24 protein-coding genes, 3 tRNA genes and 1 pseudogene are annotated in these 26,716 nt (G+C 60.7%); 8 read left to right on the plus strand and 20 right to left on the minus strand.

The features are described from left to right. Nucleotides 1-11: 11 nt before the first annotated feature. The 5 genes from pilX to FHW81_RS24120 form a co-directional block, all read right to left on the minus strand. Entirely contained in the window at nucleotides 12-599 is a 588-nt protein-coding gene (gene pilX / locus FHW81_RS24100) for a type 4a pilus minor pilin PilX (RefSeq protein WP_003112826.1), read from the minus strand. Further along, nucleotides 596-1,420: a type 4a pilus minor pilin PilW gene (gene pilW, locus FHW81_RS24105; protein ID WP_003119422.1), complete on the minus strand. Its 825-nt coding sequence runs from the start codon at nucleotides 1,418-1,420 to the stop codon at nucleotides 596-598. Before pilW ends, pilX begins: the two co-directional genes overlap by 4 nt. Next, a complete protein-coding gene (gene pilV / locus FHW81_RS24110; RefSeq protein ID WP_003119423.1) occupies nucleotides 1,417-1,974 on the minus strand; it encodes a type 4a pilus minor pilin PilV in 558 nt (185 codons plus the stop codon). Before pilV ends, pilW begins: the two co-directional genes overlap by 4 nt. Continuing rightward, nucleotides 1,965-2,471: a GspH/FimT family pseudopilin gene (locus FHW81_RS24115; protein ID WP_003102598.1), complete on the minus strand. Its 507-nt coding sequence runs from the start codon at nucleotides 2,469-2,471 to the stop codon at nucleotides 1,965-1,967. The genes pilV and FHW81_RS24115 overlap by 10 nt, the downstream gene beginning before the upstream one ends. Before the next feature lie 105 nt (nucleotides 2,472-2,576). Next, a complete protein-coding gene (locus FHW81_RS24120; RefSeq protein ID WP_003102595.1) occupies nucleotides 2,577-3,086 on the minus strand; it encodes a GspH/FimT family pseudopilin in 510 nt (169 codons plus the stop codon). 134 nt (nucleotides 3,087-3,220) lie between these two features. Between FHW81_RS24120 and thiO the strand changes: the two genes are divergently transcribed. After that, nucleotides 3,221-4,315 (plus strand): glycine oxidase ThiO, encoded by a 1,095-nt coding sequence (gene thiO / locus FHW81_RS24125; RefSeq protein ID WP_003119424.1) that lies wholly within the window; start codon nucleotides 3,221-3,223, stop codon nucleotides 4,313-4,315. Nucleotides 4,316-4,360: 45 nt separating this feature from the next. Here thiO and pilR read toward each other — a convergent pair whose 3' ends face one another. The 4 genes from pilR to FHW81_RS24145 form a co-directional block, all read right to left on the minus strand. After that, a complete protein-coding gene (gene pilR / locus FHW81_RS24130) occupies nucleotides 4,361-5,698 on the minus strand; it encodes a two-component system response regulator PilR (RefSeq protein WP_003094694.1) in 1,338 nt (445 codons plus the stop codon). 14 nt (nucleotides 5,699-5,712) lie between these two features. Continuing rightward, nucleotides 5,713-7,305 carry a two-component system sensor histidine kinase PilS gene (gene pilS / locus FHW81_RS24135; protein WP_023090845.1) on the minus strand — a complete coding sequence of 531 codons (1,593 nt, stop codon included), beginning with the start codon at nucleotides 7,303-7,305 and terminating at the stop codon, nucleotides 5,713-5,715. Further along, the gene (locus FHW81_RS24140) at nucleotides 7,295-7,540 is read right to left on the minus strand and encodes a PP0621 family protein (protein WP_003102591.1); all 246 of its coding nucleotides are present in this window, start codon (nucleotides 7,538-7,540) and stop codon (nucleotides 7,295-7,297) included. Before FHW81_RS24140 ends, pilS begins: the two co-directional genes overlap by 11 nt. Nucleotides 7,541-7,696: 156 nt before the next feature. Further along, complete coding sequence (locus tag FHW81_RS24145) at nucleotides 7,697-8,722, minus strand: outer membrane protein assembly factor BamD (RefSeq protein ID WP_003102590.1); 1,026 nt, start codon at nucleotides 8,720-8,722, stop codon at nucleotides 7,697-7,699. Between the two features lie 145 nt (nucleotides 8,723-8,867). Between FHW81_RS24145 and rluD the strand changes: the two genes are divergently transcribed. From rluD to FHW81_RS24175, 6 genes are all read left to right on the plus strand, one after another. After that, nucleotides 8,868-9,830 carry a 23S rRNA pseudouridine(1911/1915/1917) synthase RluD gene (gene rluD, locus FHW81_RS24150; protein WP_003094686.1) on the plus strand — a complete coding sequence of 321 codons (963 nt, stop codon included), beginning with the start codon at nucleotides 8,868-8,870 and terminating at the stop codon, nucleotides 9,828-9,830. Beyond that, nucleotides 9,827-10,555 (plus strand): peptidoglycan editing factor PgeF, encoded by a 729-nt coding sequence (gene pgeF, locus FHW81_RS24155; RefSeq protein WP_003119426.1) that lies wholly within the window; start codon nucleotides 9,827-9,829, stop codon nucleotides 10,553-10,555. The genes rluD and pgeF overlap by 4 nt, the downstream gene beginning before the upstream one ends. Before the next feature lie 155 nt (nucleotides 10,556-10,710). Beyond that, the gene (gene clpB, locus FHW81_RS24160) at nucleotides 10,711-13,275 is read left to right on the plus strand and encodes an ATP-dependent chaperone ClpB (protein WP_003094682.1); all 2,565 of its coding nucleotides are present in this window, start codon (nucleotides 10,711-10,713) and stop codon (nucleotides 13,273-13,275) included. Nucleotides 13,276-13,509: 234 nt separating this feature from the next. Beyond that, nucleotides 13,510-13,585: transfer RNA gene (locus tag FHW81_RS24165), tRNA-Asn, on the plus strand. A gap of 9 nt (nucleotides 13,586-13,594) precedes the next feature. Continuing rightward, a tRNA-Pro gene (locus FHW81_RS24170) sits at nucleotides 13,595-13,671 on the plus strand. A gap of 10 nt (nucleotides 13,672-13,681) precedes the next feature. After that, a tRNA-Lys gene (locus FHW81_RS24175) sits at nucleotides 13,682-13,757 on the plus strand. A gap of 367 nt (nucleotides 13,758-14,124) precedes the next feature. Here the strand turns inward: FHW81_RS24175 and FHW81_RS24180 are convergent. The 4 genes from FHW81_RS24180 to FHW81_RS24195 form a co-directional block, all read right to left on the minus strand. Continuing rightward, nucleotides 14,125-15,408 carry a site-specific integrase gene (locus FHW81_RS24180; protein WP_089030155.1) on the minus strand — a complete coding sequence of 428 codons (1,284 nt, stop codon included), beginning with the start codon at nucleotides 15,406-15,408 and terminating at the stop codon, nucleotides 14,125-14,127. After that, a complete protein-coding gene (gene mobH / locus FHW81_RS24185) occupies nucleotides 15,405-17,324 on the minus strand; it encodes a MobH family relaxase (RefSeq protein WP_089030160.1) in 1,920 nt (639 codons plus the stop codon). Before mobH ends, FHW81_RS24180 begins: the two co-directional genes overlap by 4 nt. A gap of 336 nt (nucleotides 17,325-17,660) precedes the next feature. Next, nucleotides 17,661-18,860 (minus strand): hypothetical protein, encoded by a 1,200-nt coding sequence (locus FHW81_RS24190; RefSeq protein WP_141137368.1) that lies wholly within the window; start codon nucleotides 18,858-18,860, stop codon nucleotides 17,661-17,663. Then, nucleotides 18,860-20,002, minus strand: coding sequence for a nucleoid-associated protein (locus FHW81_RS24195; protein ID WP_089030153.1), 1,143 nt, complete (start codon nucleotides 20,000-20,002; stop codon nucleotides 18,860-18,862). The genes FHW81_RS24190 and FHW81_RS24195 overlap by 1 nt, the downstream gene beginning before the upstream one ends. Before the next feature lie 678 nt (nucleotides 20,003-20,680). Here FHW81_RS24195 and FHW81_RS24200 point away from each other — a divergent pair. Continuing rightward, nucleotides 20,681-20,773 carry a hypothetical protein gene (locus tag FHW81_RS24200; RefSeq protein ID WP_425213073.1) on the plus strand — a complete coding sequence of 31 codons (93 nt, stop codon included), beginning with the start codon at nucleotides 20,681-20,683 and terminating at the stop codon, nucleotides 20,771-20,773. 37 nt (nucleotides 20,774-20,810) lie between these two features. Here FHW81_RS24200 and FHW81_RS24205 read toward each other — a convergent pair whose 3' ends face one another. From FHW81_RS24205 to FHW81_RS24235, 7 genes and pseudogenes are all read right to left on the minus strand, one after another. After that, nucleotides 20,811-21,179 (minus strand): molecular chaperone DnaJ, encoded by a 369-nt coding sequence (locus FHW81_RS24205; RefSeq protein ID WP_254921536.1) that lies wholly within the window; start codon nucleotides 21,177-21,179, stop codon nucleotides 20,811-20,813. Nucleotides 21,180-21,207: 28 nt separating this feature from the next. Then, nucleotides 21,208-21,837, minus strand: coding sequence for a His-Xaa-Ser repeat protein HxsA (hxsA, locus tag FHW81_RS24210; protein WP_089030151.1), 630 nt, complete (start codon nucleotides 21,835-21,837; stop codon nucleotides 21,208-21,210). Then, complete coding sequence (gene hxsC, locus FHW81_RS24215; protein WP_089030150.1) at nucleotides 21,834-23,063, minus strand: His-Xaa-Ser system radical SAM maturase HxsC; 1,230 nt, start codon at nucleotides 23,061-23,063, stop codon at nucleotides 21,834-21,836. Before hxsC ends, hxsA begins: the two co-directional genes overlap by 4 nt. Before the next feature lie 3 nt (nucleotides 23,064-23,066). Beyond that, nucleotides 23,067-24,554, minus strand: coding sequence for a His-Xaa-Ser system radical SAM maturase HxsB (hxsB, locus tag FHW81_RS24220; protein ID WP_089030149.1), 1,488 nt, complete (start codon nucleotides 24,552-24,554; stop codon nucleotides 23,067-23,069). Beyond that, nucleotides 24,555-24,857, minus strand: a complete 303-nt coding sequence (hxsD, locus tag FHW81_RS24225) for a His-Xaa-Ser system protein HxsD (protein WP_089030148.1) — start codon at nucleotides 24,855-24,857, stop codon at nucleotides 24,555-24,557. Between the two features lie 83 nt (nucleotides 24,858-24,940). Continuing rightward, nucleotides 24,941-25,144, minus strand: a pseudogene (locus FHW81_RS24230) (integrase core domain-containing protein); the annotation flags it as partial. 27 nt (nucleotides 25,145-25,171) lie between these two features. Then, a complete protein-coding gene (locus FHW81_RS24235) occupies nucleotides 25,172-26,218 on the minus strand; it encodes an IS110 family transposase (protein ID WP_089030147.1) in 1,047 nt (348 codons plus the stop codon). Nucleotides 26,219-26,716: the final 498 nt, after the last annotated feature.

Here is a 26,716-nt window from a genome sequence, read left to right on the forward strand (position 1 = left end):
GCGAGGCTCGATCAGTTGGTATAGAGACGGGCGAGAACGGTCTGCAGGACGGTTTCGCTGTTGGTCTGGTTGCGCGCGACGCTATTGGTCTCGTAGTAGAAGGTGCCGATGCCGCGCATCAGGTTGCCGTATTCGGGGCTTTCCGCTTCGTTGACCTGGCCGCCCGAGGGAATGGGCAGGTTGTTCCACTGCACGCTGTAGAGCGTGCCCGCGGTGGTCGCGCTGCTGATGTCGCTGCCGCGGTAACTCATCCAGGTATTGGCGATGCCCTTCAGCACGCCGACCGGATTCTGGTGGGTGTCCGCCAGCTTCAGGTTCAGCGCGGCGAGGTCCAGCAGGCAGGGGCGGGCCACGTTGTCGGCCGTACAACCGGTGCCGGGCTCCGGCGGACGCAGGGTGTTGACGAAGCGCCGCTCGCCTTCGCGGAGTCCGGACTCGGCGGCGTTCTGCAAGCGAGTCTGTTCGATGACGTTGCCGGTGATGCGGCTTTCCAGTACCACTTCGCGCATGCTCGAGACCGCCAGCAGGGTGACGATCACCAGGATCGCCAGGGCGATGACCAGCGTGGCGCCGCGCTGTTGTGCAGGGAAGTTGTTCATGGCACGAGATTCCTGAGTGTCTGGCTGCCCTTGGCGATCTGGTAGAGGCGGTCCTTGTCGTTGCCTTGCAGGCTGGTCTTGGACGAGGGGTAGAGCGTGATCCAATCGTCCAGGGTCTTGCTGTCGCCCTGGCGCAGGTTCTTGTCGCTGGCCATCAGCGCGGAGTAGCGCAGGGCACGCACCGGACGGTCGGCGATGTTGGCCTGTTCGACGAAGCTTTCCACCTCGCGTTTGCCGGCCATGGTCGGGCCGACGCCGTACTCGAGCTTGAAGTCGACCAGGCCGCTGACGATCTCCTGGCCTTTTTCCTTGATTGTCTGCGCGGAGCAGGCGAGGCTGCCGGGGACATCGGCGGTCGCGGGAACGAACAGAACGCGTGCGGTGATGGCCTGGGCGGTAGCGAAGGGATCGCTAGGGGTGGTGATCGAGTTGCCTTCGCAGTCGTAGGCTTCGCCTGGCGCCGGTTGATAGCGGTAGCAGAATCCGCTCTGGCCGGCCTTGACCACGGCGGGCACCAGGGTCGAGCCGGCTTTGAATGCCTCGCAATAGGCGGTTTTCTGCTGCGCCGGGAAGGCAAACTCGTTGGGGTCGTCCGCACGCCTACGGAAACCCACCTTGGCCAGTTGCTGGTCCAGGAACATCATGGCGAAGCGTCCGTTTTCCTGGTTGCCTGCCTGGCCTTGCTGGAACAGGTAGTTGCGCTTGTTGTCCAGGTAGATCTGGGTAATCCCGAGAATCAGGAAGCTGCTGATGGCGAGGGCCACCAGTAGTTCGATCATGGACAGGCCCGATTGCCGTCGGGAGCGGTTGTTCATGCTCATGGCTCGACCCTGAGGGTGTAGTAGCAGAGGGAGGTGTCGGCGCTGCTGTCGGCGGCGTTGACGCAGGCGCCTTGCTTGCCGCGCCAGGCAAGGCGGATTTCCAGCATGGAGCCCTTGCCGTCGCAGTCGCCCGGCTTCGAGCTGCGGCAGATGTAGTAGTCGCTCTTCAGCAGGTCGCCAGCGCCTGGCAGTTCGTTCTTCACCTGTTCCGCCCAGCATCCCAGGCGGTCCTTGATCGCGTCGGGCAATGGCGTGCAGGAGGACGGCGCGGTGGGGAACGCCGACCCCTTGGCCTTGAAGAAGTCGGATTGCGTGGCCATCTGGTCCTTGACGTCGTACAGCGCCTTCGGGCTCGCCCGCATGCTTTCCAGCAGGTTGCTGCCGAGCATGGCTGCCTTGTTGCGCTCGACCGAGTCGGCGGTGTACTGGATGGTCTTGCCCTGCATGGCGATCATGCCCAGCACGCCGATGCTGATCAGCAGCAGGGCGACCAGCACTTCGATCATGCTGAAGCCGGATTGGTGCAGCGACCTGTGTCGCGATTTCAATAGCATGACTGGGGCGCCTTGGAGGAAGGTTCGAGTTGGATCCGGCCGGCCTGGCTGATGCTCAGCACGCGGCCCCCGTCGGTCTTGCCGTTCTGGCAGATTGCGAAGGTTCGTTCCGTTGGCGGTACGAGGGTACCGTTGGCCGTGAAGGTCAGATGTTCCACGGCGCTCTTTTCCTTCGCTGTCAGCGTGGCGGCACGGAAGCCGTCGTGTTTGCGCAGAGGCGCGGCGATCGAGCCGGAGGCCAGGACACCTATGCTCAGGCCCTTGCCCCAGTCCTTGTCCTTCAGCGCCTGGATGCTGATCGCGCGCCTCTGGGACACGGCTTCGCTGCGAGCGTACTGCAGCATCGCATTGAGTTCCTCGGCGGCGCTCTGCAGTTCGTTGCGTTCTGTCAGCTGCTTGAAGTTCGGAATGGCGAAGCTCGCCATGATGGCCAGCAGGACGACGATGATCAGCAACTCGATCAGGGTGAAGCCGGTCGAGTTGGAACGATATGACATGCGGTTGCTCCAGGGGGTCTACGCCTGGAAAGCATGCCAAACGGGCCTGGGAGCGTCTTGCGGTCGTTGACGGTCGGCCCGTGGGGCAGGACAACTGGTCCATGATCATCCGGAAGTGCTGCATAGCTCACGTTTCTCCCGGTTCTCCCTGGCGCTCGCGGTACGGAGCCGGCCCTGCCGGTTGAGGATCAGTTGCCAGGCAACGGTATGCCTTCCGCAGAGCAGAAACCGCCCGTTGTGAATGTTGAGCTGGCCGCTGGGGAGGAACCTGAGGCGGTTCGAACGGTTCCAGCGGAGCCTTTCCTTCTTTGCAAGCGCGCGTCCCACGAGAAGCCGTTCCCCACCGTCTTCCGCAAGCAGCCAGCCCTCTCCCCAGTCGCTGCCGCAGTGACGGCCATCGGTCGACGGACAGAGCGTCACCGGGCGCTGGTAGGCGACGGCATGGGTTCTGCCCAGCTGGATGCTCGCGCTCAGCTCGTGCAACACACTTCGCTCGCGATTGCCGTCCAGCCAGGCTGCCATCCCAGGCAGCGCCAGGCTTCCCAGTATTCCCAGCAGAACCAGCGCAAACAGCAGCTCGGTGAGCGTCAACGCTCTCTGCGACCTTTCGACCATGGCAGGCGGTCCTTTTGCTCGTATCATTCCGCGACGGTCGTATCTCGCCGGATTTTCCCCGTTGCCTCAATCAGCTGCGGGATGAGGCGTATGACCGACTTTTCTGCAACCCCTGTGTGATCGTGGAGGCCCTGGTGTCGGAAAGAGTTGTGGTAGTGGGCGCTGGCGTCATCGGCCTGTTGACCGCCCGGGAGCTGGCGCTCGCCGGACTGCGGGTGACCCTGGTGGAGCGGGGCGAGAGTGGGCGTGAGGCATCCTGGGCGGGAGGCGGGATCGTCTCGCCGCTCTATCCGTGGCGCTACAGCCCGGCGGTGACCGCCCTGGCGCACTGGTCGCAGGACTTCTACCCGGCCCTGGGGCAGCGTTTGCTCGACGAGACCGGGCTCGATCCCGAGGTCCATACCGTTGGCCTGTACTGGCTGGACCTGGACGACCAGACCGAGGCACTGCAGTGGGCACGCAAGCACACCCGGCCGTTGAAGGAAGTGCCGATCGAGGAGGCCTACGCGGCGGTGCCCGGGCTGGGCGCCGGCTTCCAGCGGGCGGTCTACATGTCGGGCGTGGCCAATGTGCGCAATCCTCGCCTGGCGCGCTCATTGCGGGCATCCCTGCAACAATTCGCCAATCTCGAACTGCATGAGCAGACGGAGGTGCGCGGCTGGTTGCGCGACGGCGATCGAGTGCTCGGCGTGGCGACCTCGCGTGGCGAGATCCGTGGCGACAAGGTGCTGCTGGCGGCGGGCGCCTGGAGCGGCGAGTTGTTGAAGCCGCTTGGCCTGGAACTGCCCGTGGTACCGGTGAAAGGGCAGATGATCCTCTACAAGTGCGCGGCGGATTTCCTGCCGCGCATGGTGCTGGCCAAGGGGCGCTACGCGATTCCGCGGCGCGACGGCCACATCCTGATCGGCAGCACCTTGGAACATTCGGGCTTCGACAAGACGCCGACCGACGAGGCGCTGGAAAGCCTCAGGGCGTCTGCGGCAGAACTGTTGCCGGAACTGGCGGACATGCAGCCGGTGGCCCACTGGGCAGGGTTGCGCCCGGGCTCTCCCGAAGGCATCCCCTATATCGGTCCGGTGCCTGGCTTCGACGGGCTCTGGCTGAATACCGGGCACTACCGCAACGGGCTGGTCCTGGCACCGGCGTCGTGCCGTCTGCTGGCGGATCTCATGAGCGGGCGGGAACCGATCATCGACCCGGTCCCCTACGCCCCGGCTGGTCGCCTCTGAGGAGCGAAAACCAAAAGGCCTGTCTTCGGACAGGCCTTTTCACTTTCAGTCGATGCCCAGCTTTTTCAGGCGGTAGCGCATCGAGCGGAACGTCAGGCCCAGGCGCTGGGCCGCGGCGGTGCGGTTCCAGCGGGTCTCCTCGAGCGCCTGCATGATCAGCTTGCGCTCGATGTCTTCCAGGTAGTCCTCGAGGTTGTCTATTTCGCTCAGGCTCGCGGCGCCTTCCTGGCTGGCACCCGGCGCATCGGCCAGGCGCAGGTCGTGAGGCTGGATCTGGTCGTCTTCGCACAGGGTGTAGGCGCGCTCCAGCATGTTTTCCAGCTCGCGGACGTTGCCCGGGAAGCGGTAGTTCTTCAGCTTCTCCTGTGCGTCGCCGGTCAGCCTGGCGGCCGGCAGGCCGGTGTCGCCGGCCAGGCGCTTGAGGATGCGTTCGGCGAGCAGCGGGATGTCCTCGCGGCGTTCGCGCAGCGGCGGTACGCGCAGCTCGATGACGTTGAGGCGGTAGTAGAGGTCCTGGCGGAAGCGCCCGGCGCCGACTTCGGCGGCGAGGTCCTTGTGGGTGGCGCAGAGGATGCGCACGTCGACGGCGACCTCCTGCTGGCCGCCGACCGCGCGCACGGCCTTTTCCTGGATCGCCCGGAGCAGTTTGACCTGCATGGCCATCGGCAGGTCGGCGACTTCGTCGAGGAACAGGGTGCCGCCGCTGGCGGCCTGGAACAGGCCCTGCTTGTCTTCGATAGCGCCAGTGAAGCTGCCTTTCTTGTGGCCGAAGAACTCGCTTTCCATCAGTTCGGAGGGAATCGCGCCGCAGTTCACCGGCACGAACGGCCGCTCGATACGTGGCCCCTGCTCGTGGATCAGGCGCGCCACCAGCTCCTTGCCGCTACCGGACTCGCCACTGATGTAGACCGGCGCCTGGCTGCGCGCCAGCTTGCCGATCTGGTTGCGCAGGGCGCGCATCGGCGGCGACTCGCCGAGCAGGCGGTTGTCCACCGGCGCTTCCTCGGCTTCCGGGTTGCGCAAGCGCAGGGCGGTTGCCACCAGCTCCCGCAAGCGACCGAGGTCGACCGGTTTGGTGAGGAAGTCGAAGGCACCGGCCTTGAGCGCCTGGATCGCGGTGTCCAGGCTGCCGTACGCGGTGATCATGGCCACCGGGGTCTGTGGATGGCGCTGCTGGATGTACTGGACCAGATCGAGGCCGCTGCCGTCCGGCAGGCGCATGTCGGTGAGGCACAGGTCGAACGGCTCGCGGGCCAGCAACTCGCGGGCTTCCTTGACGTTGCGGGCGCTGCGGGTGTCCAGCTTCATGCGGCCGAGAGTGATTTCCAGCAGTTCGCGGATATCCGGTTCATCGTCGACGATCAGGGCTTTTTGTCGGCTCATGCGTGCGGCTTCCGTCAGCTGAGTTTGCGCGGGTGGGCGAAGGTGATGCGGAAGCAGCCGCCGCCTTCCTCGCGATTGCGGTAGTCGATCCGTGCCTGGTTGCTCTCGCAGAGCTCGCGGGAGAGATAGAGGCCCAGGCCGGTGCCTTTGCTTTCTGTAGTAAAGAAGGGTTCGAACAGGTTGTTCAGTTTGTCCGCCGGTACGCCGGGACCGTCGTCGATGACTTCCAGCACCGGCAGGTCGCTCTCCGGGTCGCGCGCGAGGCTCAGCCAGACCTGGCCGCGCCCGTGCGCCTGGGCGCTGTAGCGAAGACCGTTCTGCACCAGGTTGCTCAGCACCTGGTTCAACTGATGTGGGTCCATGCGGGTCTGGATGTCGCCGGCACCGAGCTGCAGGTGCAGTTGGCTGTCGTTTCGCAGCCTGCCGGGGTATTCGTCGACGAACCGCTGAAGCCACTCCTTCAGGTCGAGCTGCTGCGGTTCGGCCTGGCGGCGACGGGAGAGCTGCAGGACGTTCTCGATGACCAGGTTCATCCGCTTCGACTGGTCCTGGATGATCTGCGTCAGGCGTCGGTCCGGGGCATCCAGTTCCTCTGACTCCTGCAGCAGTTGGGCGGCGTGGCTGATCGCGCCCAGCGGGTTGCGGATCTCATGGGCGATGCCGGCGGTCAGGCGGCCGAGACCGGCCAGCTTCATCTGCTGCGCCTGCTGGGCGATCTGCGAAATGTCTTCGAGGAAGATCAGCACGTGCTGGTCGTCTTCGCGGTTGAGGCTGATAAAGCTGGGTTGCACCGTCGGGCCATCCGGCACCACCTTGAGCGTCGGCGGACGGAGGCTGGGATTCAGGCGCCATTGCTTCATGCAGTGCATCAGCATCGGGCTGTGGCGGCCCAGGCTGGCGCCCTGCACGTCGTCCTGCCTGAGCAGGCCGAGGGCGGCCTGGTTGGCGAGGAGGATGGCCTGACGGCTATCGACCACGAGGATGCCGGTGCGCATGCGCTGCAGGATCAATGCGTTGAGTTCCTCCAGGTTGGCGACCGTCTCGGCGCGTTCTTCGGCCAGCGTTTCGGTCTGCTCCTGGCGCCGCACCAGAGCCTGGATCACCAGCGCGGCGGCGAAGCACAGGGTGCCGAGGCCGCCGGCCTGGACGTAGTGGTTAGTGGCGTCCGGGCTGCTCAGGCTGAGGAAGAAGGTCAGGTAGAGCAGGCCGAGGCTGGCCGCCGCCGCGATGACCAGGCCGATGCGCCCGCGCAGCAGGATGTTGGCAATGGCCACCGCCACCACCAGCAGGCTGCCGATGCCGCTGGGTACGCCGCCACCTGCGTAGAACAGGCCGCAAAGCATCAGTACGTCGGTGAGCGCGAGGATGAAGATCGGCAGCAATTGCCGTGACGGCGGCAGGAACAGCGCGACCAGGATGTTGAAGACCAGGTAGCACCAACTGCCGACATGGAACAGTTCAGGGTGGACGAGCTTGAGGACCTGATCTTCCAGGTCGCTGGAGATCAGCAGGACCAGTACCAGGCCGATGGTCAGGCGGTACAGGTGGTACAGACGGAGGATGCGTTGCCCCTGCTCCTCGCTCAGCCGTAGCCGTTCAGCGCGCACGGTCGCCCTGGTCCTGGCGCAGGTGCGCCTGGCTGCAATACCAGCGTTGTTCGTGGGCGAGGGCGTTGGCCTGCGGCACGTGGACGCCGCAATGGGCGCAGCGGACCATCGGCGATGCGCTCGGCTCGTCCTGCGGACGTTGCTGCTGGCGCGGAGTGGGACGGGTAAAGCGACGCCAGAGCCAGAACGCGATGGCGATCAGGGCGATCCAGAACAGGAGGCGGAAAAGGCCCATGGTGATCTCGGAGGCTGGAGAAAGCTGCAGTTTAGCCAAGCCGCCGGCTCGATCCCAGCCGGGAAGGTCCAGGCTGTGCGGCGTTTGGCGCTGGGAGAGGCATGGCGGCGGGCAAAAAGAAGGGAGGCCTGCGCCTCCCTTCGGTGTTTCGTGCGATCAGTCGAAGAGACCGAAGGTCATGTAGCTCCACCAGGAGCGGCCGGAGTCTTCGTCGTCATCGCTCTCCGGCTTCTCGTCGTCGGCGCTGTGATCCTGGTTTTCCGGCTTCAGTTCGGCGGGGATCTCCCGCTCGGCATCCTCGTACTGCTTGATCACGTCCTTGGCGGCCTGGGTTTCCATGTGCGGCGGCGGCTCGCCGCCCTCGATCAGGCCCAGGGTGGCCTTGGCCAGCCAGGAGCGGGTGTCGGCCTCGCTTTCGCGGGCGACGAACTCGCCATCCTTGAGGCTGGCGTTATCCGGATAGTTGAGCTTGAGGGTTTCCAGGCTGGTGCTGGCCAGGTCGTCGAGACCCAGGCGACGGTAGGCTTCGACCATGATCGCCAGGCCATCGCCGACGGCCGGGGTTTCCTGGAAGTTCTCCACCACGTAGCGACCGCGGTTGGCGGCGGCGACATAGGCCTGGCGCTTCAGGTAGTAGTGGCCGACGTGCACTTCGTAGGCCGCCAGCAGGTTGCGCAGGTACACCATGCGCGCCTTGGCGTCCGGGGCGTAGCGGCTGTTGGGGAAGCGGCTGGTGAGCTGGGCGAACTCGTTGAAGGAGTCGCGGGCGGCGCCCGGGTCGCGCTTGGTCATGTCCAGCGGCAGGAAGCGCGCCAGCAGGCCGCGGTCCTGGTCGAAGGAGGACAGGCCCTTGAGGTAGTAGGCGTAGTCGACGTTGGGGTGCTGCGGATGCAGGCGGATGAAGCGTTCGGCGGCGGCGCGGGCGGCTTCGGGCTCCATGTTCTTGTAGTTGGCGTAGATCAGCTCGAGCTGGGCCTGCTCGGCGTAGCGGCCGAAGGGATAGCGCGACTCGAGGGCTTTCAGCTTGGTGACGGCGCTGTTGTAGCTCTTGTTGTTGAGGTCGTCCTGCGCCTGCTGGTACAGCTGGCTCTCGCTCAGGTTCTCGTCGACAGTCTCCTTGTTCGAGGAGCAGGCTGCGGTGAGGGCGAGGATGGCGATCAGCAGCAGGTGTTTCACTTGCATGGCGGCTTGCGTCCCTGGGACGGTCGGCTTGGCCTCAACCGTCTGTTATGATTGGCGCCCCAGGCACCCCCTGGGACAAAGACCCCGTATTTAACCACAGCGCGTAGCCGATTCCAAAAGCCGCGCTGAGCATCGTCTCCTACTCATGTCCGATATGATTCAACGCGCGGCCGAGGTGCCGTTCGAGCTGGGTGGCCAGCGTCTCGACCAGATCGCCGCCCAGCTTTTTCCCGAACACTCCCGCTCCCGTCTGGCCGGCTGGATCAAGGACGGTCGCCTGACCGTCGACGGCGCCGTGCTGCGCCCGCGCGACATCGTCCACAGCGGCGCGCAACTGGTCCTGGAGGCCGAGCAGGAAGCCCAGGGCGAGTGGCTCGCACAGGACATCGAGCTGGAAATCGTCTACGAGGACGAGCACATCCTGGTGATCGACAAGCCCGCCGGCCTGGTGGTCCATCCGGCTGCCGGCCATCAGGACGGCACCCTGCTGAATGCCTTGCTCTACCATGTCCCGGACATCGCCAATGTGCCGCGCGCCGGGATCGTCCACCGCCTGGACAAGGACACGACCGGCCTGATGGTAGTGGCCAAGACGCTGGAGGCCCACACCAAGCTGGTGGCGCAACTGCAGGCACGGTCGGTCAGCCGCATCTACGAGGCGATCGTGATCGGCGTGATCACCTCCGGCGGCACCATCGATGCGCCGATCGGACGGCATGGCGTGCAGCGGCAGAAGATGGCGGTGGTCGACGCCGGCAAGGTGGCGGTCAGCCATTACCGCGTGCTGGAACGCTTCCGTGCGCACACCCATACCCGGGTCAAGCTGGAGACCGGGCGTACCCACCAGATCCGCGTGCACATGAGCCATATCGGCTATCCCCTGGTCGGCGATCCGGTCTACGGTGGGCGCTTCAGGATTCCCCCGGTGGCCAGCCAGACCCTGGTCCAGACTCTTCGCGAGTTCCCCCGGCAGGCGCTGCACGCGCGCTTCCTCGAACTGGATCACCCGGCCACCGGCGTGCGCATGAAGTGGGAGTCGCCGCTGCCGGAAGACTTCCTCTGGCTGCTCAGCCTGTTGCGCCAGGATCGCGAGGCGTTCGTCGGATGAACGCCTGGCTGACCCCCGGCTGGCCGGCGCCGGCCCGTGTGCGGGCCTGCGTGACCACGCGCAGTGGCGGGGTCAGCCAGGCACCCTTCGACAGTCTGAACCTTGGCGCCCACGTCGACGACGATCCGCGCGCCGTGGAAGAAAACCGCCGACGCCTGACCGAGCGCCTGGAATGCCGGCCGAGCTGGTTGGACCAGGTGCACGGAGTGACGGTGGTGGAGGCCGACCCGAGCCGGGTGCTCAGGGCCGACGCCAGCTGGAGCGCGATGCCGGGCGTCGCCTGTACGATCATGACCGCCGACTGCCTGCCGGCGTTGTTCTGCGACCGCTCGGGCACCCGCGTGGCCGCGGCCCATGCCGGCTGGCGCGGGCTGGCGGCGGGCGTGCTGGAGGCGACGGTGGACAGCCTGGGCGTGCCCGGCGACGAACTGCTGGTGTGGCTGGGGCCGGCGATCGGCCCGCAGGCCTTCGAGGTCGGCGGCGAGGTCCGCGATGCATTCGTCGCTGCGCACGCCGAGGCGCGCTCGGCTTTCGTACCTAGCGCCAATCCGGGCCGCTTCATGGCCGACATCTACCGACTCGCGCGGATCCGCCTGGGCGCCCATGGCGTCACCGCCGTGCATGGCGGCGGCTTCTGCACCTTCAGCGATACCGCGCGCTTCTATTCCTACCGCCGCTCGTCGCGTACCGGCCGTTTTGCCAGCCTGGTCTGGCTCCAGGACTAGGCCCGCGCAGGTTATCCGGCGGCAACTGACCGATGTCACGGTCCGGTCGCTTGAACCGCGGAAAATCGCCCTTATCTACTGAGTCATCTCGGCGGGCTTTTCTTCATCAGGGACACCCATCGTTCCGGCCCGCTCTATAGAAGGAAGGACGACCCATGCGAATAGACCGTTTGACCAGCAAGCTGCAACTGGCGCTCTCCGACGCCCAGTCCCTGGCCGTTGGCCATGACCATCCGGCCATCGAGCCGGTGCACCTGCTTTCCGCCCTGCTCGAGCAGCAAGGCGGTTCGATCAAGCCCCTGCTGATGCAGGTCGGCTTCGATATCGCCGCCCTGCGCAGCGGCCTCAACAAAGAACTCGACGCGCTGCCGAAGATCCAGAGCCCGACCGGCGACGTGAACCTGTCCCAGGATCTCGCACGCCTGCTCAACCAGGCTGACCGCCTGGCCCAGCAGAAGGGCGACCAGTTCATCTCCAGCGAGCTGGTATTGCTGGCCGCGATGGACGAGAACACCAGGCTCGGCAAGCTGCTGCTCGGCCAGGGCGTGTCGCGCAAGGCGCTGGAGAATGCCGTGGCCAACCTGCGTGGCGGCGAAGCGGTGAACGACCCGAACGTCGAGGAGTCGCGCCAGGCGCTGGACAAGTACACCGTCGACATGACCAAGCGCGCCGAGGAAGGCAAGCTCGACCCGGTGATCGGTCGCGACGACGAAATCCGCCGGACCATCCAGGTCCTGCAGCGGCGGACCAAGAACAACCCGGTGCTGATCGGCGAACCCGGCGTCGGCAAGACCGCCATCGTCGAGGGCCTGGCCCAGCGCATCATCAACGGCGAAGTGCCGGACGGCCTCAAGGACAAGCGCCTGCTGGCCCTGGACATGGGGGCGCTGATCGCCGGTGCCAAGTTCCGCGGCGAGTTCGAGGAACGCCTGAAGGCAGTCCTCAACGAACTGGGCAAGCAGGAAGGCCGGGTCATCCTGTTCATCGACGAACTGCACACCATGGTCGGTGCCGGCAAGGCGGAAGGTGCCATGGACGCCGGCAACATGCTCAAGCCGGCTCTGGCGCGCGGCGAGCTGCACTGCGTCGGTGCTACTACCCTCGACGAGTATCGCCAGTACATCGAGAAGGATGCCGCGCTGGAGCGCCGCTTCCAGAAGGTGCTGGTGGACGAACCGAGCGAGGAAGACACGATCGCCATCCTCCGTGGTCTTAAGGAACGCTATGAAGTGCACCACGGGGTGAGCATCACCGACGGCGCGATCATCGCCGCGGCCAAGCTGTCGCACCGCTACATCACCGATCGGCAACTGCCGGACAAGGCCATCGACCTGATCGACGAGGCCGCCAGCCGCATCCGCATGGAGATCGACTCCAAGCCAGAGGAACTGGATCGTCTCGACCGTCGCCTGATCCAGCTGAAGATCGAGCGCGAGGCGCTGAAGAAGGAAGACGACGAAGCCACCAGGAAGCGCCTGGCCAAGCTGGAGGAGGATATCGTCAAGCTCGAGCGCGAATACGCCGACCTCGAGGAGATCTGGAAGTCCGAGAAGGCCGAGGTGCAGGGCTCGGCGCAGATCCAGCAGAAGATCGAGCAGGCCAAGCAGGAGATGGAGGCGGCGCGGCGCAAGGGCGACCTCGAGAGCATGGCGCGCATCCAGTACCAGACCATCCCGGACCTGGAACGCAGCCTGCAGATGGTCGACCAGCACGGCAAGACCGAGAACCAGTTGCTGCGCAACAAGGTGACCGACGAGGAAATCGCCGAAGTGGTTTCCAAGTGGACCGGTATCCCGGTGTCGAAGATGCTCGAGGGCGAGCGCGAGAAGCTGCTGCGCATGGAGCAGGAGCTGCATCGGCGAGTGATCGGCCAGGACGAGGCGGTAGTCGCCGTGTCCAACGCCGTGCGCCGTTCGCGCGCCGGCCTCGCCGATCCGAACCGGCCGAGCGGCTCGTTCCTCTTCCTCGGCCCGACCGGGGTGGGCAAGACCGAGTTGTGCAAGGCGCTGGCCGAGTTCCTCTTCGATACCGAGGAGGCGCTGGTGCGGATCGATATGTCCGAGTTCATGGAGAAACACTCGGTGGCCCGCCTGATCGGCGCGCCTCCGGGCTACGTCGGCTTTGAGGAAGGCGGCTACCTGACCGAGGCGATCCGCCGCAAGCCCTACTCGGTGGTGCTGCTGGACGAGGTGGAGAAGGCCCATCCGGATGTATTCAACATTCTCCTCCAGGTGCTCGAGGACGGACGCCTGACCGACAGTCACGGGCGTACGGTGGACTTCCGCAACACCGTGGTGGTGATGACCTCCAACCTCGGTTCGGCACAGATCCAGGAGCTGGCCGGCGACCGCGAGGCGCAACGTGCCGCAGTGATGGACGCGGTCAATGCACACTTCCGTCCGGAATTCATCAACCGGATCGACGAAGTGGTGGTATTCGAGCCGCTGGCTCGCGAGCAGATCGCCGGCATCGCCGAGATCCAGCTCGGTCGCCTGCGCAAGCGCCTGGCCGAGCGCGAGCTGAGCCTGGAACTGAGCCAGGAGGCGCTGGACAAGCTGATCGCCGTCGGCTTCGACCCGGTCTATGGCGCACGCCCGCTGAAGCGGGCCATCCAGCGCTGGATCGAGAACCCGCTGGCGCAACTGATCCTGGCCGGCAAATTCGCGCCGGGTGCCAGTATCTCGGCGAAGGTGGAAGGAGACGAGATCGTCTTCGCCTGACCTCTTCGTGGACGGACAGGGAAAGCCCCGCTTCGGCGGGGCTTTTTCATGGGCGTCCGGTAGGAGCGAGAGCGCTGCCGCATGCAGTGGAAGGGCCGTTTTGCCGCTCGTGGAAAAAGAAGAAAAACTTTTTGGATCAGAGGGTTGACATGCCCGCGCGCATCCGTAAAATGGCGCGCCTCTGAGACGCGAATCCAGCAACACCGGAAGCGTCCAGGGTTGGAAGAAAGACGTTCCGCGATAGCTCAGTCGGTAGAGCAAATGACTGTTAATCATTGGGTCCCTGGTTCGAGTCCAGGTCGCGGAGCCAACTTCCAATCGGGGTATAGCGCAGTCCGGTAGCGCGCCTGCTTTGGGAGCAGGATGTCGGGAGTTCGAATCTCTCTACCCCGACCACCTCATACTTGGGTCGTTAGCTCAGTCGGTAGAGCAGTTGGCTTTTAACCAATTGGTCGTAGGTTCGAATCCTACACGACCCACCATTTTCGAGGGGCGAGTTGCGTAGGTCTAGGAAGGGGGTGTTGCACCGTTCTAGCCTTGCAGCCGTCTGGGCCGAACATTAGGCCCGCATTGACGTGATGTCAATATGGAATAGCCCGCCTTTTTAGGTGGGCTTTTCTGTTTCTAAGGCCCTGAAACCATTCTGCAGGCGTAGCAAACGCCCCCGACGTAATCAGCGATTACAGAGGGACGCGCGGTTTGGACCGCGAAATTGCGGGGCTCTGCCAGCATGCCGGCGCTGGAATCCAGACGCTCCCGGTAATTCAAGATTTTTCCTGCAGGCCTAGAGATCTGCTGGGAGGCGCGACTACCTTTCGTCCGGTAGCCGGCCCCTCAGTACAGGTATCGCTAGGTGAGATTGCTTCGGGCGGCAGATCCCCATCCACCAGATCCACTTGTTGCGGCGGGAGCCGCGGGTGCCGTGGCGGCACGGTTCGATAAGTGTTGAGCCATCAGAGTGAACAGCACGCTTTGCTCGAAGGTGTCAGGTGGTTGTGGTAGCGCTTCTGCTTCCCACGCGGTTGGACCTCCGTGAATGCCTGTCCCCGGTGTGTGCTCCCTTGGTTCTGCAGGCTCTGTCCTGGCCTCCGGTGGCGGTACTCCACCCTCTCGAGCGAGAGGTTGCCCGCATGGCTTCGGTTTGGCAGAGGCTTGCGGGGAGCCGCTGTAATCCACCTTCCTGACATTCTCCAGCGCGCCTTGGGCCAGGCTTCTAGCATGCAGCACGGCACGCATGTGGTCGTAGTCGGCCTCGATGTAGCTCATCGTGGTCTGGATATTCGAGTGGTTGAGCAGGCACTTCGTGAGGTGGATGTTCCGCTCAGGTGCCTTCATCAAGTCGGTGGCCAGGGTGTGCCGGAAACGGTGCGGGGTCATCCGCACCCCAACCTTCTCGGTCAACTTCCGGTACATGGCTTCGACCTGGTCGGAGTTCATTACCTTGCTCTTGTAGTGCGGTGAGAACCGGTTGACGTTGAACAACTGATCGTCATCGGCGAATCCGGCTCTATCGGCCTCCTGCAGGAGCCTCGATAGGTGAGGCACAAGCCCCTCCGTTATTGGCACTACGAACTCTTTGTGAGTCTTCTCTGTCTCGCCACGGATGAGGATCAGTTGATTATCCCAGTCGATGTCACGCTTGCGGATGCACAGCAGCGCATTCAACCGGATGCCGGTGTAGTAGAAGACCTCGAACGTGCAAAGCCAGAACCAGGCGGGTGTGATCCGTGCGCGTTCGCCGGTGCAGCGCTCGGCGCCGTCCTGCATGTTGAGCCAATTGCGAGCGCGCAGGATGGCTTCGGCGGCGACGGTTTTGCTTGCTCGCCTGGGGGGAATGACGGTGGTCTTTCTGAACGGGTTGACTTGGGAGTGTGTCACCAGCTCGTGCTCGATGGCATAGCCCCAGATCGTTCGCAGATGATTCGAATACGTGTTCCAGCTTCGCTTCGACAGGCCTTGTTCCAGTACCTTGCGCCGCCATCCCAGGGCAGCCCTGTGGTCCACGTCCTGTACGGTTGCCGTAGGACCGAAGTGCTTCAGCAGCGCCTTGGTCGCGGCGCGGTAGATCTTCGCGCTGGCTTCCCGGAGATCGTGCGCGAAGATGTACTCTTCGGTGAGCTGCTGCGGCGTCATTCCACACCTCCTTCGGCATCGGTGATGACCGTGAGGCTTGGGTTGTCCAGAGGCTGCTCAGGGAACAGCAAGTTGGGATCCTGGAGCAGGTAGGCCTTGAGCTCCTTCGTCTTGCGAGGACCAGAAACCTTGATGGTCCAGATGTTCAGATTCTTACTGGTCTTCCGGTGAAGACCCTGTTTCTCGAACGCGCGCTGCACCAGCTTCCAGCTGGTAGTCTCCTTGGCTTGGGCCAGTTTCTCAAGCTCCGGATGCTCCTGGACATAGCGTTTGAAAATTCCTGGCGTGACCAGCATGGCGGTCCCATCGACGGTATGTACCAAGGCTTTGGTGTCGTTGATGAACAGGCGACGGGCCGCGATGCCAGATTTCATCCAGCCAACGAATCCCTGTCCCAGATCAGTGCTTCTACTAGGCATAAATACATCTTCAATTGCTTCAGGAGCGCAATCTATTGGCTCCGTGGTCCTTAGTGGCTGCTGTAGGTTTTCCTCCCCGCGCGTGTTCGTAGGAGAAGTAGCCGGCGAGTCGTGGCTAGTGTCTAGTTCTTCTGGTGGCGAATTGATATTACCAAGAAGTGCGTATAAATCGTCCGTTTCTTCCTGATCAACAATTGAGGGCTTCGCAATCGCCCGCATCTCGTTTGACGGTTTCGCAATGCTTGGCGAAGGCTGGCGGAGCGTCATCTTGGTTTCTGGTGCTTGCTGCTGTTCAGCCGGTTCGTTGGGAATCTCACAGGTCGTTTCCGACTTTTCCGTTGAGGCGGTTCCATCCTCAACGACGACTGATCCGCTGTAGGGTGAGGGGCGCTCGGCAGGGTCTGTCCAGATCAAGGCTGGAGCAATCTTGAGCAGCGTGAACTTGTTTCTCCATCCAGCACCGTTGTCTACCGTGGCCGTCCAGATGGCCTTGTCCTCGGCATTTGTCTGGATGACGGCTTGGTCCTGGAGCATGTTGAAGAACGGCGCGTTGGAGGAGGGCACCCCATCGATACCCTGGGCCAGCAGGTAGGCTCTTAGTTGATCGGCTGCTGGCTTGCTCACCAGCCAGAGTGCGTCCTGGGTCAGCCATCCATCGGACGGGCCGCCAGGTTGATTCAGCTTGAACTTGTCCTTCACCAGGAAGCGAAGGCCGTCTGCCAACTGCCGCTGCAGCGACTGCTTCGGTGCAGCCAGAGCTCGATCCGGATTACCTCCTAGCTCCTGTGCGACTGAGGCCTGGTCTGCCTTCACGATGATCTCGCCGAGGATCCCTGCGTGCTCGTACTGCCCAGCGAACAGGTAGATCAATTGAGCCCACAGCTCTGGAAAGCGACTGAGCCAATCGAGTGCAGAGCGCGGTAGCAGTTGGTGGATGAGGAGTGCTGAGGCAGCGCCGTGGAGCTGGTATTCGCGGGACTTCACGTACTTGAAGCGGTAAGGCTGGTTGATCGGTCCGTTCCAAGGGTGCCAGGTGCTGCCGTCCTGCAGCTCAACCTGCAGGTCTACGACGATCTTGCCTATGTCGTGAGCCAGGGCGCCATACGCCGCGGCGGCCGACCAGGCTTCAGCCTGGGCTGACTGTGACTCCGGCGCTGCGCCGATCGGGAGCAGGTAGGTCTGCCGTACCTTGAGTGCGTAGGCCACGATCTCCATGCCGTGATCGATCATCCCGCCTGGATGGGCATGGTGATGGTTTTCTGAAGCTGGGAGCTGCTGGACCAGCTCGGCATAGTTGGCCAGTGGCCGCCGGTAGATCTCCTCGAATTGCTGCTTGGATAGCGAGGCACGTTGCCAGATGTTCTCCAGTAGCTGCCGGCGCCGAGGCGTGCCGAGCAGTTCTATGCTGCTCAGAGGGGGGAGGAATCCCCCTGGGGCAGCTTTGGTTGGTGGGGTGGGGGACGGCTTCCTGGATATCCAGGAAAGGAGTTGAAACATGGGAAGCTCCATGACGATTCATGGAGCGGGCTTTTCCGCCAGATCAGGGGCTGGCAACAACGATAAAACTACGGCAGCGGGGAGTGGTATTTTGTTGGCAATGTGCCATCTTCAGACAGTGCTTCCTACCGGTTTCGGTATTGAACAGCACACAGCATGGTGATTTCGAGTGCTTGGGGTTCCCGAAGATCCAGTGAAGACTGGCAGCAAGCGGCCAAAAGCCGCCCCCCTCAGGACTAATACCGTGGTCTGTCCCCAATTGTTCCGCTGATTGTTCAGATGTTTTTAGCGGGCTGGAGGCCTTGCGATGTTCCGCACGCTATCAGGCGATAGCAGTCACCCAATGAAAAAGAGTACTACTTTGGTTGCAAGAATTACCGCAACGCCTAATACGGGCAACCACGAAACCTTGCCCAATATTTCGAAAGTATTATTTAACGATCTTACTTGCACCTCAAGTTGGGTTGCGGTTTCTGCAAGCAACTCCTGAATTCTTCTAGGATATGTATTAATCCTAGACTCAAAATCTTCAAACGCCATGGTAAAACTGTGCTGAAGCCTCTTTACCTGAAGCTTCTGATTCTTAATCGTTGACAGTAGAATGAACGAAACAACCACTAGTCCAACTGATAGCACCCACACTTCTAGGGGGTCATTGCTCTTGTATACCAATAAAATCCCGGCGACAGACACAGGCAGCGCAAGTAGCTTGCCTGCAATATCACCAAGAATCTCGCTTAAGCTCTTCGCATACTCCAGCTCAGCGCGAGCGACCTCCTGCCGAACCTTCTCGAATGAAAATCCATGAACATAAGACTGAAGATTAATTCGGTATTGAGAGAGAATCTTACTCCATTCTTGAACTACAATCATGAATGGGTTACCACAGTCCCCGGCCGTATCTAAAACATCAGCTATGGACAACCTGAACATCATCACGCGCTCAAGTAGGTTAGGCTTGCTGGAATTTTTAGGGTGGAGAATCTGCTCCAGTAGGTCCAAATGATTCAGCCGTACCTCTGCCATCTCAGGAGTAACCTTGGTAGCAATCAGGAACGTGCGCGGAGGCTTCACTCCATCTTGAGGTAGGGCGAAAAATAGATTGAAAAAGGCCCGATTCGTTTCCCGGTCAACCCCTATGGCCAACTCTGAGAGCAGATGCACCAGCCTACAGACCTTCTTGAGGTTTGCTATTGGCTCGGGTGCATTCTTTTCTGAAAACATCCAGTTCAGATCTACTATGTAGATGTTTTCAGGAAACACGCCCTTATTAATAGAAGTACTACCAGCCAAGAGCGTCTTGATATCTGGAAAGAACTTACCGTACTCATTAGATGGTAGCTTAAAAGTAAATGAGCACCCTTTTTCAGGTGAGGTCTCCACTTCCAAAAAACGGCCAAAGTGCTGAGGTAGCTCTTTCAGAGCTTCAAGCTTATCTGCAAGGCCTTTGTCGTATCCCCCCTCATAGGAAAAGGCGCCATCTACAACTGGCTTACGACCTGTTGATCTATATAAGTCAACGACATTGGCGAACATTATTTATCCCTGCTTGCTATCTCTTCTTCAATCAGAGAGATTAGAGAATCAGGCAAGTTAGTCAAGATTAGCCTCTTGGATTCCTCATCATAAAAAACATCTGCAACTTCCTCTTTGCCTAAGGCACCGCGCTCGAACTGAATAGACCAACTTGCAGCCTCAGATTTAATTCGGGTCTTCTCTTTAAGGCCTTTTGCGTTAACAGAGAACTCTACCGGAACCTTATATTTCTCATCATTAAGGAAGTCCTTAATGCCTTCAATATGCTCGGCAAGGTCCTCGGGCACATTCTTTACAGCCGCGAGGCAAACACCATCCAGTCGCGCTGGCTTTTTATCTTCCAGTTGTCTTTCGAGGTACTTAATTACCGCTTCTTTGGCTTTGTAGCTAAACCCCTTTAGCGCTGGTTTGGACTGAAAGAACGCGACGACAGCATCGATTGCTCCTTTCGTAGCTCTGCCAGATGCAACGCCTTTCGCACACCCAAGCGCGTAGATGAAATAGTCAGACGCTTGGCTGTCTCTCCCGCGGCTTACGAAGCAGAGGTAAGTCGTATCAATACGCTCTTCCAGAGCTTCTTTAGCCTCCGCATCATCCTCAATTTCAGCCTCTTCCTGAGCAAGCTGGTGCGTGATGTATACAAAGTCATTGACGTTGATACGGGCAGCCTGCTGGACCTTATTCAGATCAATTTCCTGAATCTCTTTGGGTACATAGTTCTCATCGAGCTGGATGCCTCCCCTCTGCTTCATGCTGGCGACCAGGAAGAACTGGGACCCTTGGGACTCATATAGAGCGCACAGGATATGGCCGCCGGTCGACAGCACGCGCTTTGCTGCCTGCTCGACCAGTTGATCCATCACGAGATGTGAGAGCGAAAGAAATGCTGTAGCGTCAGGCAGGTTGCCGGTGTACGCATCAAAGGCAGCAGGGAAAGGCCCTTGTCGCCCATCATTGGAAAACTGGCCGTAAACAACGCTATTGCCAGTGGTGCCAATCAGACCATTAATGCCTTGCGCCAACGCGATTAGCGCCCGGTTCTCGGTATCTAGAACGATGTCTTTTTTGACGACATTACCAATTACGTCGGTGTGAGCTTCTTTGGTGAAGCTATGGATGATGGCGTGCTTGAGGAAAAACATTTGGAGATCCTTCTCTGGTTGATCTTCAATAGTGTCATAACGGCACTACAGCAAGAACTGTATATCCATCCAGAAAAGAATATCAAATAACCATCTCAGATCTCCAGCGCCAAGAATAGAAAGAGCGCCAAAGGCGCCCTGTCTATGCCATTTACGTTCCATGCCAAGCCGAGCCCAAGCTAACCAGGCCGGGACTAGCTATTCCTCGGCGTGCCTAGCAATTGATGTTTGCGCACCGCAATTCCCTCTCAATGAAAGGGAATAACGCTGCCTTAATCGCCGGCCAATGCCCTTTTGGCCATACTCTGGAGCGACGAAAGCCACTCCACCGCATCGACGTTGCTCTTGCATAATCGGGGACAGACTACGATTAATTTCGCTCTACCTATATTGTTCAAGCCAAACCGTAGTCTGTTCCTGTGGGTAGTAATCGCTGGTTGGTCGGTTTGGGGGCACGCCGGAGACACTGGCGATGCTCGTCATGGCTGGTGCCGCTGCCCCACTTGGCCTTGCCTTGTTGCGGCAGTCCAGTTCTCTTCGTGCTTGGCCTGTTGGGCGATGGGGGTACTGGTTCTATCCAGGTCACCCAGCAGTCCTGTCCCTGTTGAGTCTCTGAAAGGGCGTTCGTCCGCTTCTGGCCGAGTGCGGCCCTTGGCTGCGACCAGCTTCTGATCCAAAATCGCCGAAACCACGGGTGGTAATCCCAAAGCTCTCACGGCCTGGAGGACCGAGTACAGCAGTGAAACGATGGAGTCCTGGCTCAACGCTTGAAGCGCGGATGCTTGATGACCGGCATTGCATCGCGACGTTAGTTTGTTAAATGGCGCTGAGCCGAGTAGTAGTACGCCAGTACGCTACCGATCAAGGGGCCGGCGAATGCTAGTACTTCGCTAAAGTAGCGGCTCTGTAGAACTCCGCAAATCAGTACGCCGCCAAGCAGCATAAAAACAACTATGAATCCGACGAGTGCTGGAATGCGCTTATTGATGCGTTCGGTCTTCGGTTCAGCCTGGCCGATCCCACCGCACACCATGCAGGGCAATCCTGCAAAGCTTTTTCCCTTCAGCTCGCTCTCCTTGATGCATCCCGCGCAGGACAGCTGCTGCTCTCCGTTGCGGCAGGTTCCGCTGCCTTCGCAATGGGCGCAGGGATGAAGATTGGACTTGATGTCATGCATTGTCATGTTCTGGTCGTCTCGCCTCTGGTCAAGGAATGCGGATGCCGAGCGCATTCAGCGTCGCTGTATCCATCCGGCCGTTGATGTCCAATCCACTGTCCATCTGAAAGGACATCAGCGCGCCGCGAGTTGTCTTGCCCAAGATTCCGTCGATCGCACCTTCGTAGTATTTGCGCACCATCAACGCGGTCTGCACACGCATCACCAGGTTGGACAGCTCGCCCGCCGCGGGACGCGCGGGTACGGTCTTGGTCGTCGTATCCACGGAGGGCGATGGGGGGCTGTTGAAGTTAGTACTTGATCGGCTGCTGTTGCTCGAAGTACTGGGCGTGCTGTAGTAGCTGTTCGGGGTGTAACTCGGCGTGGGAGCGGCCGGTGGGCTGTAGTAGCGAGGGGCGCTGTACCCACCCGATCCGCTGTAATGCGAGCTGTGTGAGCTATGCGACCGGTGGGAACTGTGCGAGCGGTGCGCGGCATAGATGTTTACGGCATCTGGGGCGTTCAGAGTGTTCATGAATACGGGCGATTGCGCGTCGCTGCGTGGCTCCCAGGTTGTATCGGCGAGAGGCAGCTGGCTGGCTTGAGCAAAAGCAGTGCCGGCGACCGGCAGGAGGGTGATGTGGCCGATCAGAGTCTTCCAACGATCAAGCAAACTCATGAAGCACTCCTTGCATAAGTGGCGACCTCTTCCGTGGAAAACGGACGAATACCGCGGCTTTGCCAGCGGTCGGTGTGGGATTTGAAGAAGCCTGCACAGTGACTTGCTGCAGCGCAGCTTTGGCAGGCGTTGATGAACAGGTTCTTCCAGTCGGAAATGCTTTGCCGAGCAAAGTGCGACAACTGCGCAGGCAATACGCACAAGGGCAGGTTGTAAATAGAAACCGGGATGCCACGGTTGTGCAGGAAAAAGGCGGACTGGCTGAGCTGCTCTTGATAATCCAATGGGTCTATCCAGAGCTCCTCATAATGCTTCTTCGCCAGGCCGGTACTTTCGATACCCATCAGAGCCACGTGGCGAACGAAAGGAAGGTTGCGAAATATGAAATGGGCCAGCTCAGGTAACCTGGGTGTGGTCAGACGATTGAGGACCACGCGGATTTCTACGATCTGGTTGGCTCGGGTGAGGTTGTATAGCCCCTGCATGGTTTCGCTGAAGGCTCCAGGCGCCTGGACGACGTGATCGTGGTCGTCGGCATTATCGCCATAGAGTGGGACTCCCCAGCTCAGGCTCGGGTGCTCCAACTGTTTCAATTCGGGTATCCAGCTGGAGTCCTTTAGTAGCCGGCCATTACTGAGCAAGTGGATCGATTTCTCCGGCAGCACGGCCCTGCACTTGGCGAGAATCTCCAACAAGCCTTCGCGATACAGTGTCGGTTCGCCGCCGCTGATGCCGAGGTGCTCCCCACCTGCATCCATCAGGTCGATCAAGCGAAGGTTTTCCTTGATGTGCCAGCGGTCATCGATGTCCTTCGGTGGCTGTGAGCACATCAGGCACAAGCTGTTGCAGCGATCGGTGATGAACAGCAGGTTGGAGTTGGCCCCACGCCGATACAGCACACGCACAAGGTTGCTGGCCGGCGAGAGCGCAATGACGTCCCCGGGACGCACGACATGTGGATCTTTCGGCGCCCGAAGCTGCAATACCGCATTGGGCAAATCCGGCGTGTCTTGGTCCGGGCACAGGAAGGCGCCTACCGGTAGCGCTCGTAGACCAGGGTGTCCTCGTAGTTCATGTGCCTCGACCCAGAGTGCCAGGTCGTTGAACGTTGCATGACCGGCACAGACGGCTGTGCCTTTCTCGATGAGCTCGCTGGTAGTGATGACTTTTAACAGGCGCGGGCCGGACAGGTTCTGGATGTCGAATTGAGTCTCTCTGCGCAGCATGAGCTACCCCCTGTAACCGACGTGAGGGATATCAGCGAAGGAACGGCGAGTCAGCCAGGACAGCAGGACACGCTGGGTACTCTCGTCTCCATCCCGCAGCAGACCAAACAGGTGCTGAAGCAGCCCCATGTTCTTTTCACAGAAACTACTGAAGGCGCGATGCCCAATCGGGTCACCCTGGCGGGCAAAGTGTTCAACGGGGTCGGCGCCGCAATATGGGACCAACGCGCAATCGCTGCAGCCAGGCAAGGCTTCCGCGATGCCTGCTTCGAGCAGCAGACTCATCACGGGCGCGTTCAGCAACTCGCGCAGCGGTTGTCGAACAGTGCCCAGTCGCAATCCGTCTTCGCCCATCTCCAGGAGCATCCGGGCTTCATCGGATGGATAGACATAGCCGTCGTAGTTGTAAACGAGAGCTCCAATTCCAGCGCCCATGGGGGAACGTAAGTCGACGTAGCTGGATGAGAAAGGCGTCAAGACGTTGTTCAGCAGTAGTGCGGTATAGCCCTCGGAGAGGTAGATGCCTTGCTGGTTCAACTCCAGCAGATAGGCAAGTGCTTCCTTGTAGAAACGAACGTACCGCTCCATCGGGTAGTCGAGACGCTGCGCACTTTTGGAGGCGAAACCATAGGGGCTGAGCGGGCGGAGAGAGATGCTGGAGAAGCCCTCCTTTACGTACTCGTCGATGATTGCTCGCGGCTGTTCCAGGCTTTTGGCGGTTAGTGTCGTGAGTGCAGATACTGCATCGTGACCTAGACGCTCGCGAACGCGATGAATGCCTTCAAGGGTTCGTGCGTAGGAGTCGCGCGTCGGGGTGGGCCGGTTGGCATTGTGAAGCGCGGCAGGCCCATCCAGTGACGTCGAAAACTGGATGCGATGCTCCTGAGCAAAATCCAGGATCTCATCAGTCAGGTGATGCAATGTGCTGGTGATGACGAACTGGATGTCGCGCTGTTCGGTCTCGTTTTGCCCGACCACACGCTCGATGATCTGACGTATGCGCTCGAAGGCCAGCAAAGGCTCACCACCCTGAAACTCGACAGTGAGAGTGGGGGTTGCGGATTCGAACAAGCGCTCCACTGCGTCCATAGCGTCTTGTTCGGACAGGTCGTGACCGCTACCGGCAAGCGGTGCTCGCGAGACCTGGCAGTACTGGCAGGTATGGTTGCAGCGCAAGGTGACGACGAAGAGGTGCAGAGCGGGACCCTGTAGAAGAAAGTCCTTACGACTGCGGTATTGTGCGGCCATCTCCGGCAGCGGGTCATGCCTGCCGGGCTCATAGATGAAATGCCTGGCTAGTAGGTCTTTGTACAGCGAAGTTCCTGGACGCAGACGCTTGCTCAGCAGTTCACGCAATTGCGGGTCCGAGATGAACAGGTGTTCGCCGGTATCCCCGGTGATCAGCACATTCTTTGTGCTATCGCCGTTCAAGCGCATGAAGCGGAAGGGCAGTAGTCGGTAGCTACCGTCCGTGGCGATGACGCTCCCCATTCAATAGCTACAGCCGACCAGTGCCGTGCGGATCAGAACCTCTCTGATGCCGGCGGTTTCCTGCTGGATTCGTTCGCGCAGGACGAAATCATTCAGCTGCTGGAGCAGCAGGGATTTGACCTGCTCGGGGCAGAACGTGGCTGCGTTGGCTGAGGTCGGATTGGGGGTGACCAGAAGGGTGGTTCGCTGGCCCTGCATCCGGACTTCTGTGACAAAGTCCCTGGCGATGCTGTAGGCCGCTCGTTGTACGACGCCGGGCGAGTAGGCTTGCTCGTCGAGTTGGAGTATGACTTGCCATGCCATCGTATTCTTCCCTGAAATCCCTATCTATTGTGGGGATCTTGCACTGTTCCAGGGCAAATGGCCACTATCCGATCTTGTAGTGGTCAACCCATCCCGGACAGTGGGTTGAGTTTTTCTTCGGCCACCGCAGGCGGTAGCCCGTTGTTGAATTGATGCGGCCTGATCCAGTTGTAGCGGTGCATCAGGTAATGACTGATGTCCCGTTGGGCCTCCTGCACCGTCAGGTAACCCGTTGACGGGACCCACTCCGACTTCAGACTGCGGAACAGGCGCTCCATCGGCGAGTTGACGCTCCTATGTCAACCAGAGTTCGTTCAATCGACCAGGTCAGCCCGTATTAGCGGATATAGTTCTCTGACGATGTAGCGTTTCAGGCAGCGATGGATCTCCCTGGTAGTTCGTCCTTCCCGTGTGCGTCGCTCCACATAGGCCTGGGTACGTATGTCACCACGCATCCGTACTAGGGCGATAGTCCATAGGGCGTTGTTGGCGGAACGGTCGCCGCCGCAGTTCAGCCGATGACGAATGGTTTTGCCGGATGAGGCTTGCAATGGGCTCACCCCGCACAGGGCTGCCAAGGCCGCCTCGTTGCGCAAACGCTCGGGATTGTCGCCGGCCACCGCGAGGAGGGTCGTGGCAGTTTGCGGGCAAATCCCGAATCGGCTTCGCAGACGTTTGGCATACAGTTGTGTCAGGCACTCGAGCATGGCATCAAGGACATTAACTTCTCTATCTAGTAGCAACCAGCGCTTGGCCAGCAGGCGCAGTGTTGCCGTCAAGGCTTGCAGGAGATGAGTCGCCTTTTCGCGGGGGCGCAAACATCCGGCGATGCATTCGGCTGGCTTGTTCCGCCAGAGGCGTTCACGTAACGGTTGCGGGGCACTGATGAGCAAGGCCTTAACCTGGTTGATGGCTTGGGTTCGCGCCTTGACCGCGCTACGTCTCGCCACCAGCACCGCGTGCATGGACTCTGCTACCCCCGACTGGGTTTTGGGAATCGCCGTGGCCTTGCCAGACAGCACCGCGCGTGCAGCGCTTTCGGCATCGGTAGGGTCGAACTTTCCCTGAAATCGACGTGCAGCCCGATCAGGGCGGTTGACCTCCAAAACCTCAATATCGTGTTCGCGCAGCAGGCGTGTTAGCCCTGCAACGTACGTACCGGTACCCTCGACGCCGGCACACCGGAGATCACCGTAGGGCATGGCCCACGCCAATAGCTGTCGGAATCCCTTGGTACTGACGGGAATTGTCAGTGTTCCAAGCAAATTTCCAGCTCCGCTCAACACCACCCCCACATGTGTATCGAGGTGGGTATCGACGCCAAGTACCACTTCATAGCTCTTCATCGTCAGCGCTTGCATGCGAGATCCTCCACTATGGAAGTTGCATCGCTACCCCACTCGCAGGACAGGACACTCAGGGTGCAGCACAAGGCTCCTATCAGGTCACTGACGGCAGGCCTAGCAATGCTAGGAAACGTCAGCAGCCAATCGACAGGTCAACGCGAAGGCAATCCAGCAGGCCAATCCCAGCACGAGTCAGATTGGGCTGACGTTCAGGAGGATAGTGAACTGAGTGAAGGACTCCTATGTGGGAGTGAAGCCGTAGCCTTTTCGTGTTCGCTGGTGCGAACGTAGCCATTTCTGCCTTCCGGCAGGCCCTTTCGAGTAGGGCTTTTACCCTTGTGACCCCTTCCATTCACCCTTTCATCCTTTGGGCTATTTGGCCATTTGTGGCTTGGGCTGCAGGAAAAAATACTTCATGGGGCAAGCGTGGTTTTTTCGCGGCACCGCACCCGGCAGCAGGTCATCCTCTTGATGCGGACCTGGTCAGCCTGACTGGGTCAGACCGGAGACGGA

Source organism: Pseudomonas sp. RC10-4-2 (assembly GCF_050433085.1).
GTDB classification, from domain to species: Bacteria; Pseudomonadota; Gammaproteobacteria; order Pseudomonadales; family Pseudomonadaceae; genus Pseudomonas; species Pseudomonas aeruginosa.

What these genes read in the sequence shown, in the direction of transcription:
- pilX (WP_003112826.1), bottom strand. Translation starts at nt 599, where the DNA reads ATGAACAACTTCCCTGCACAACAGCGCGGCGCCACGCTGGTCATCGCC.
- pilW (WP_003119422.1), bottom strand. Translation starts at nt 1,420, where the DNA reads ATGAGCATGAACAACCGCTCCCGACGGCAATCGGGCCTGTCCATGATC.
- pilV (WP_003119423.1), bottom strand. Translation starts at nt 1,974, where the DNA reads ATGCTATTGAAATCGCGACACAGGTCGCTGCACCAATCCGGCTTCAGC.
- FHW81_RS24115 (WP_003102598.1), bottom strand. Translation starts at nt 2,471, where the DNA reads ATGTCATATCGTTCCAACTCGACCGGCTTCACCCTGATCGAGTTGCTG.
- FHW81_RS24120 (WP_003102595.1), bottom strand. Translation starts at nt 3,086, where the DNA reads ATGGTCGAAAGGTCGCAGAGAGCGTTGACGCTCACCGAGCTGCTGTTT.
- pilR (WP_003094694.1), bottom strand. Translation starts at nt 5,698, where the DNA reads ATGAGCCGACAAAAAGCCCTGATCGTCGACGATGAACCGGATATCCGC.
- FHW81_RS24140 (WP_003102591.1), bottom strand. Translation starts at nt 7,540, where the DNA reads ATGGGCCTTTTCCGCCTCCTGTTCTGGATCGCCCTGATCGCCATCGCG.
- FHW81_RS24145 (WP_003102590.1), bottom strand. Translation starts at nt 8,722, where the DNA reads ATGCAAGTGAAACACCTGCTGCTGATCGCCATCCTCGCCCTCACCGCA.
- rluD (WP_003094686.1), top strand. Translation starts at nt 8,868, where the DNA reads ATGTCCGATATGATTCAACGCGCGGCCGAGGTGCCGTTCGAGCTGGGT.
- pgeF (WP_003119426.1), top strand. Translation starts at nt 9,827, where the DNA reads ATGAACGCCTGGCTGACCCCCGGCTGGCCGGCGCCGGCCCGTGTGCGG.
- clpB (WP_003094682.1), top strand. Translation starts at nt 10,711, where the DNA reads ATGCGAATAGACCGTTTGACCAGCAAGCTGCAACTGGCGCTCTCCGAC.
- FHW81_RS24180 (WP_089030155.1), bottom strand. Translation starts at nt 15,408, where the DNA reads ATGACGCCGCAGCAGCTCACCGAAGAGTACATCTTCGCGCACGATCTC.
- mobH (WP_089030160.1), bottom strand. Translation starts at nt 17,324, where the DNA reads ATGTTTCAACTCCTTTCCTGGATATCCAGGAAGCCGTCCCCCACCCCA.
- FHW81_RS24190 (WP_141137368.1), bottom strand. Translation starts at nt 18,860, where the DNA reads ATGTTCGCCAATGTCGTTGACTTATATAGATCAACAGGTCGTAAGCCA.
- FHW81_RS24195 (WP_089030153.1), bottom strand. Translation starts at nt 20,002, where the DNA reads ATGTTTTTCCTCAAGCACGCCATCATCCATAGCTTCACCAAAGAAGCT.
- FHW81_RS24205 (WP_254921536.1), bottom strand. Translation starts at nt 21,179, where the DNA reads ATGCATGACATCAAGTCCAATCTTCATCCCTGCGCCCATTGCGAAGGC.
- hxsA (WP_089030151.1), bottom strand. Translation starts at nt 21,837, where the DNA reads ATGAGTTTGCTTGATCGTTGGAAGACTCTGATCGGCCACATCACCCTC.
- hxsC (WP_089030150.1), bottom strand. Translation starts at nt 23,063, where the DNA reads ATGCTGCGCAGAGAGACTCAATTCGACATCCAGAACCTGTCCGGCCCG.
- hxsB (WP_089030149.1), bottom strand. Translation starts at nt 24,554, where the DNA reads ATGGGGAGCGTCATCGCCACGGACGGTAGCTACCGACTACTGCCCTTC.
- hxsD (WP_089030148.1), bottom strand. Translation starts at nt 24,857, where the DNA reads ATGGCATGGCAAGTCATACTCCAACTCGACGAGCAAGCCTACTCGCCC.
- FHW81_RS24235 (WP_089030147.1), bottom strand. Translation starts at nt 26,218, where the DNA reads ATGCAAGCGCTGACGATGAAGAGCTATGAAGTGGTACTTGGCGTCGAT.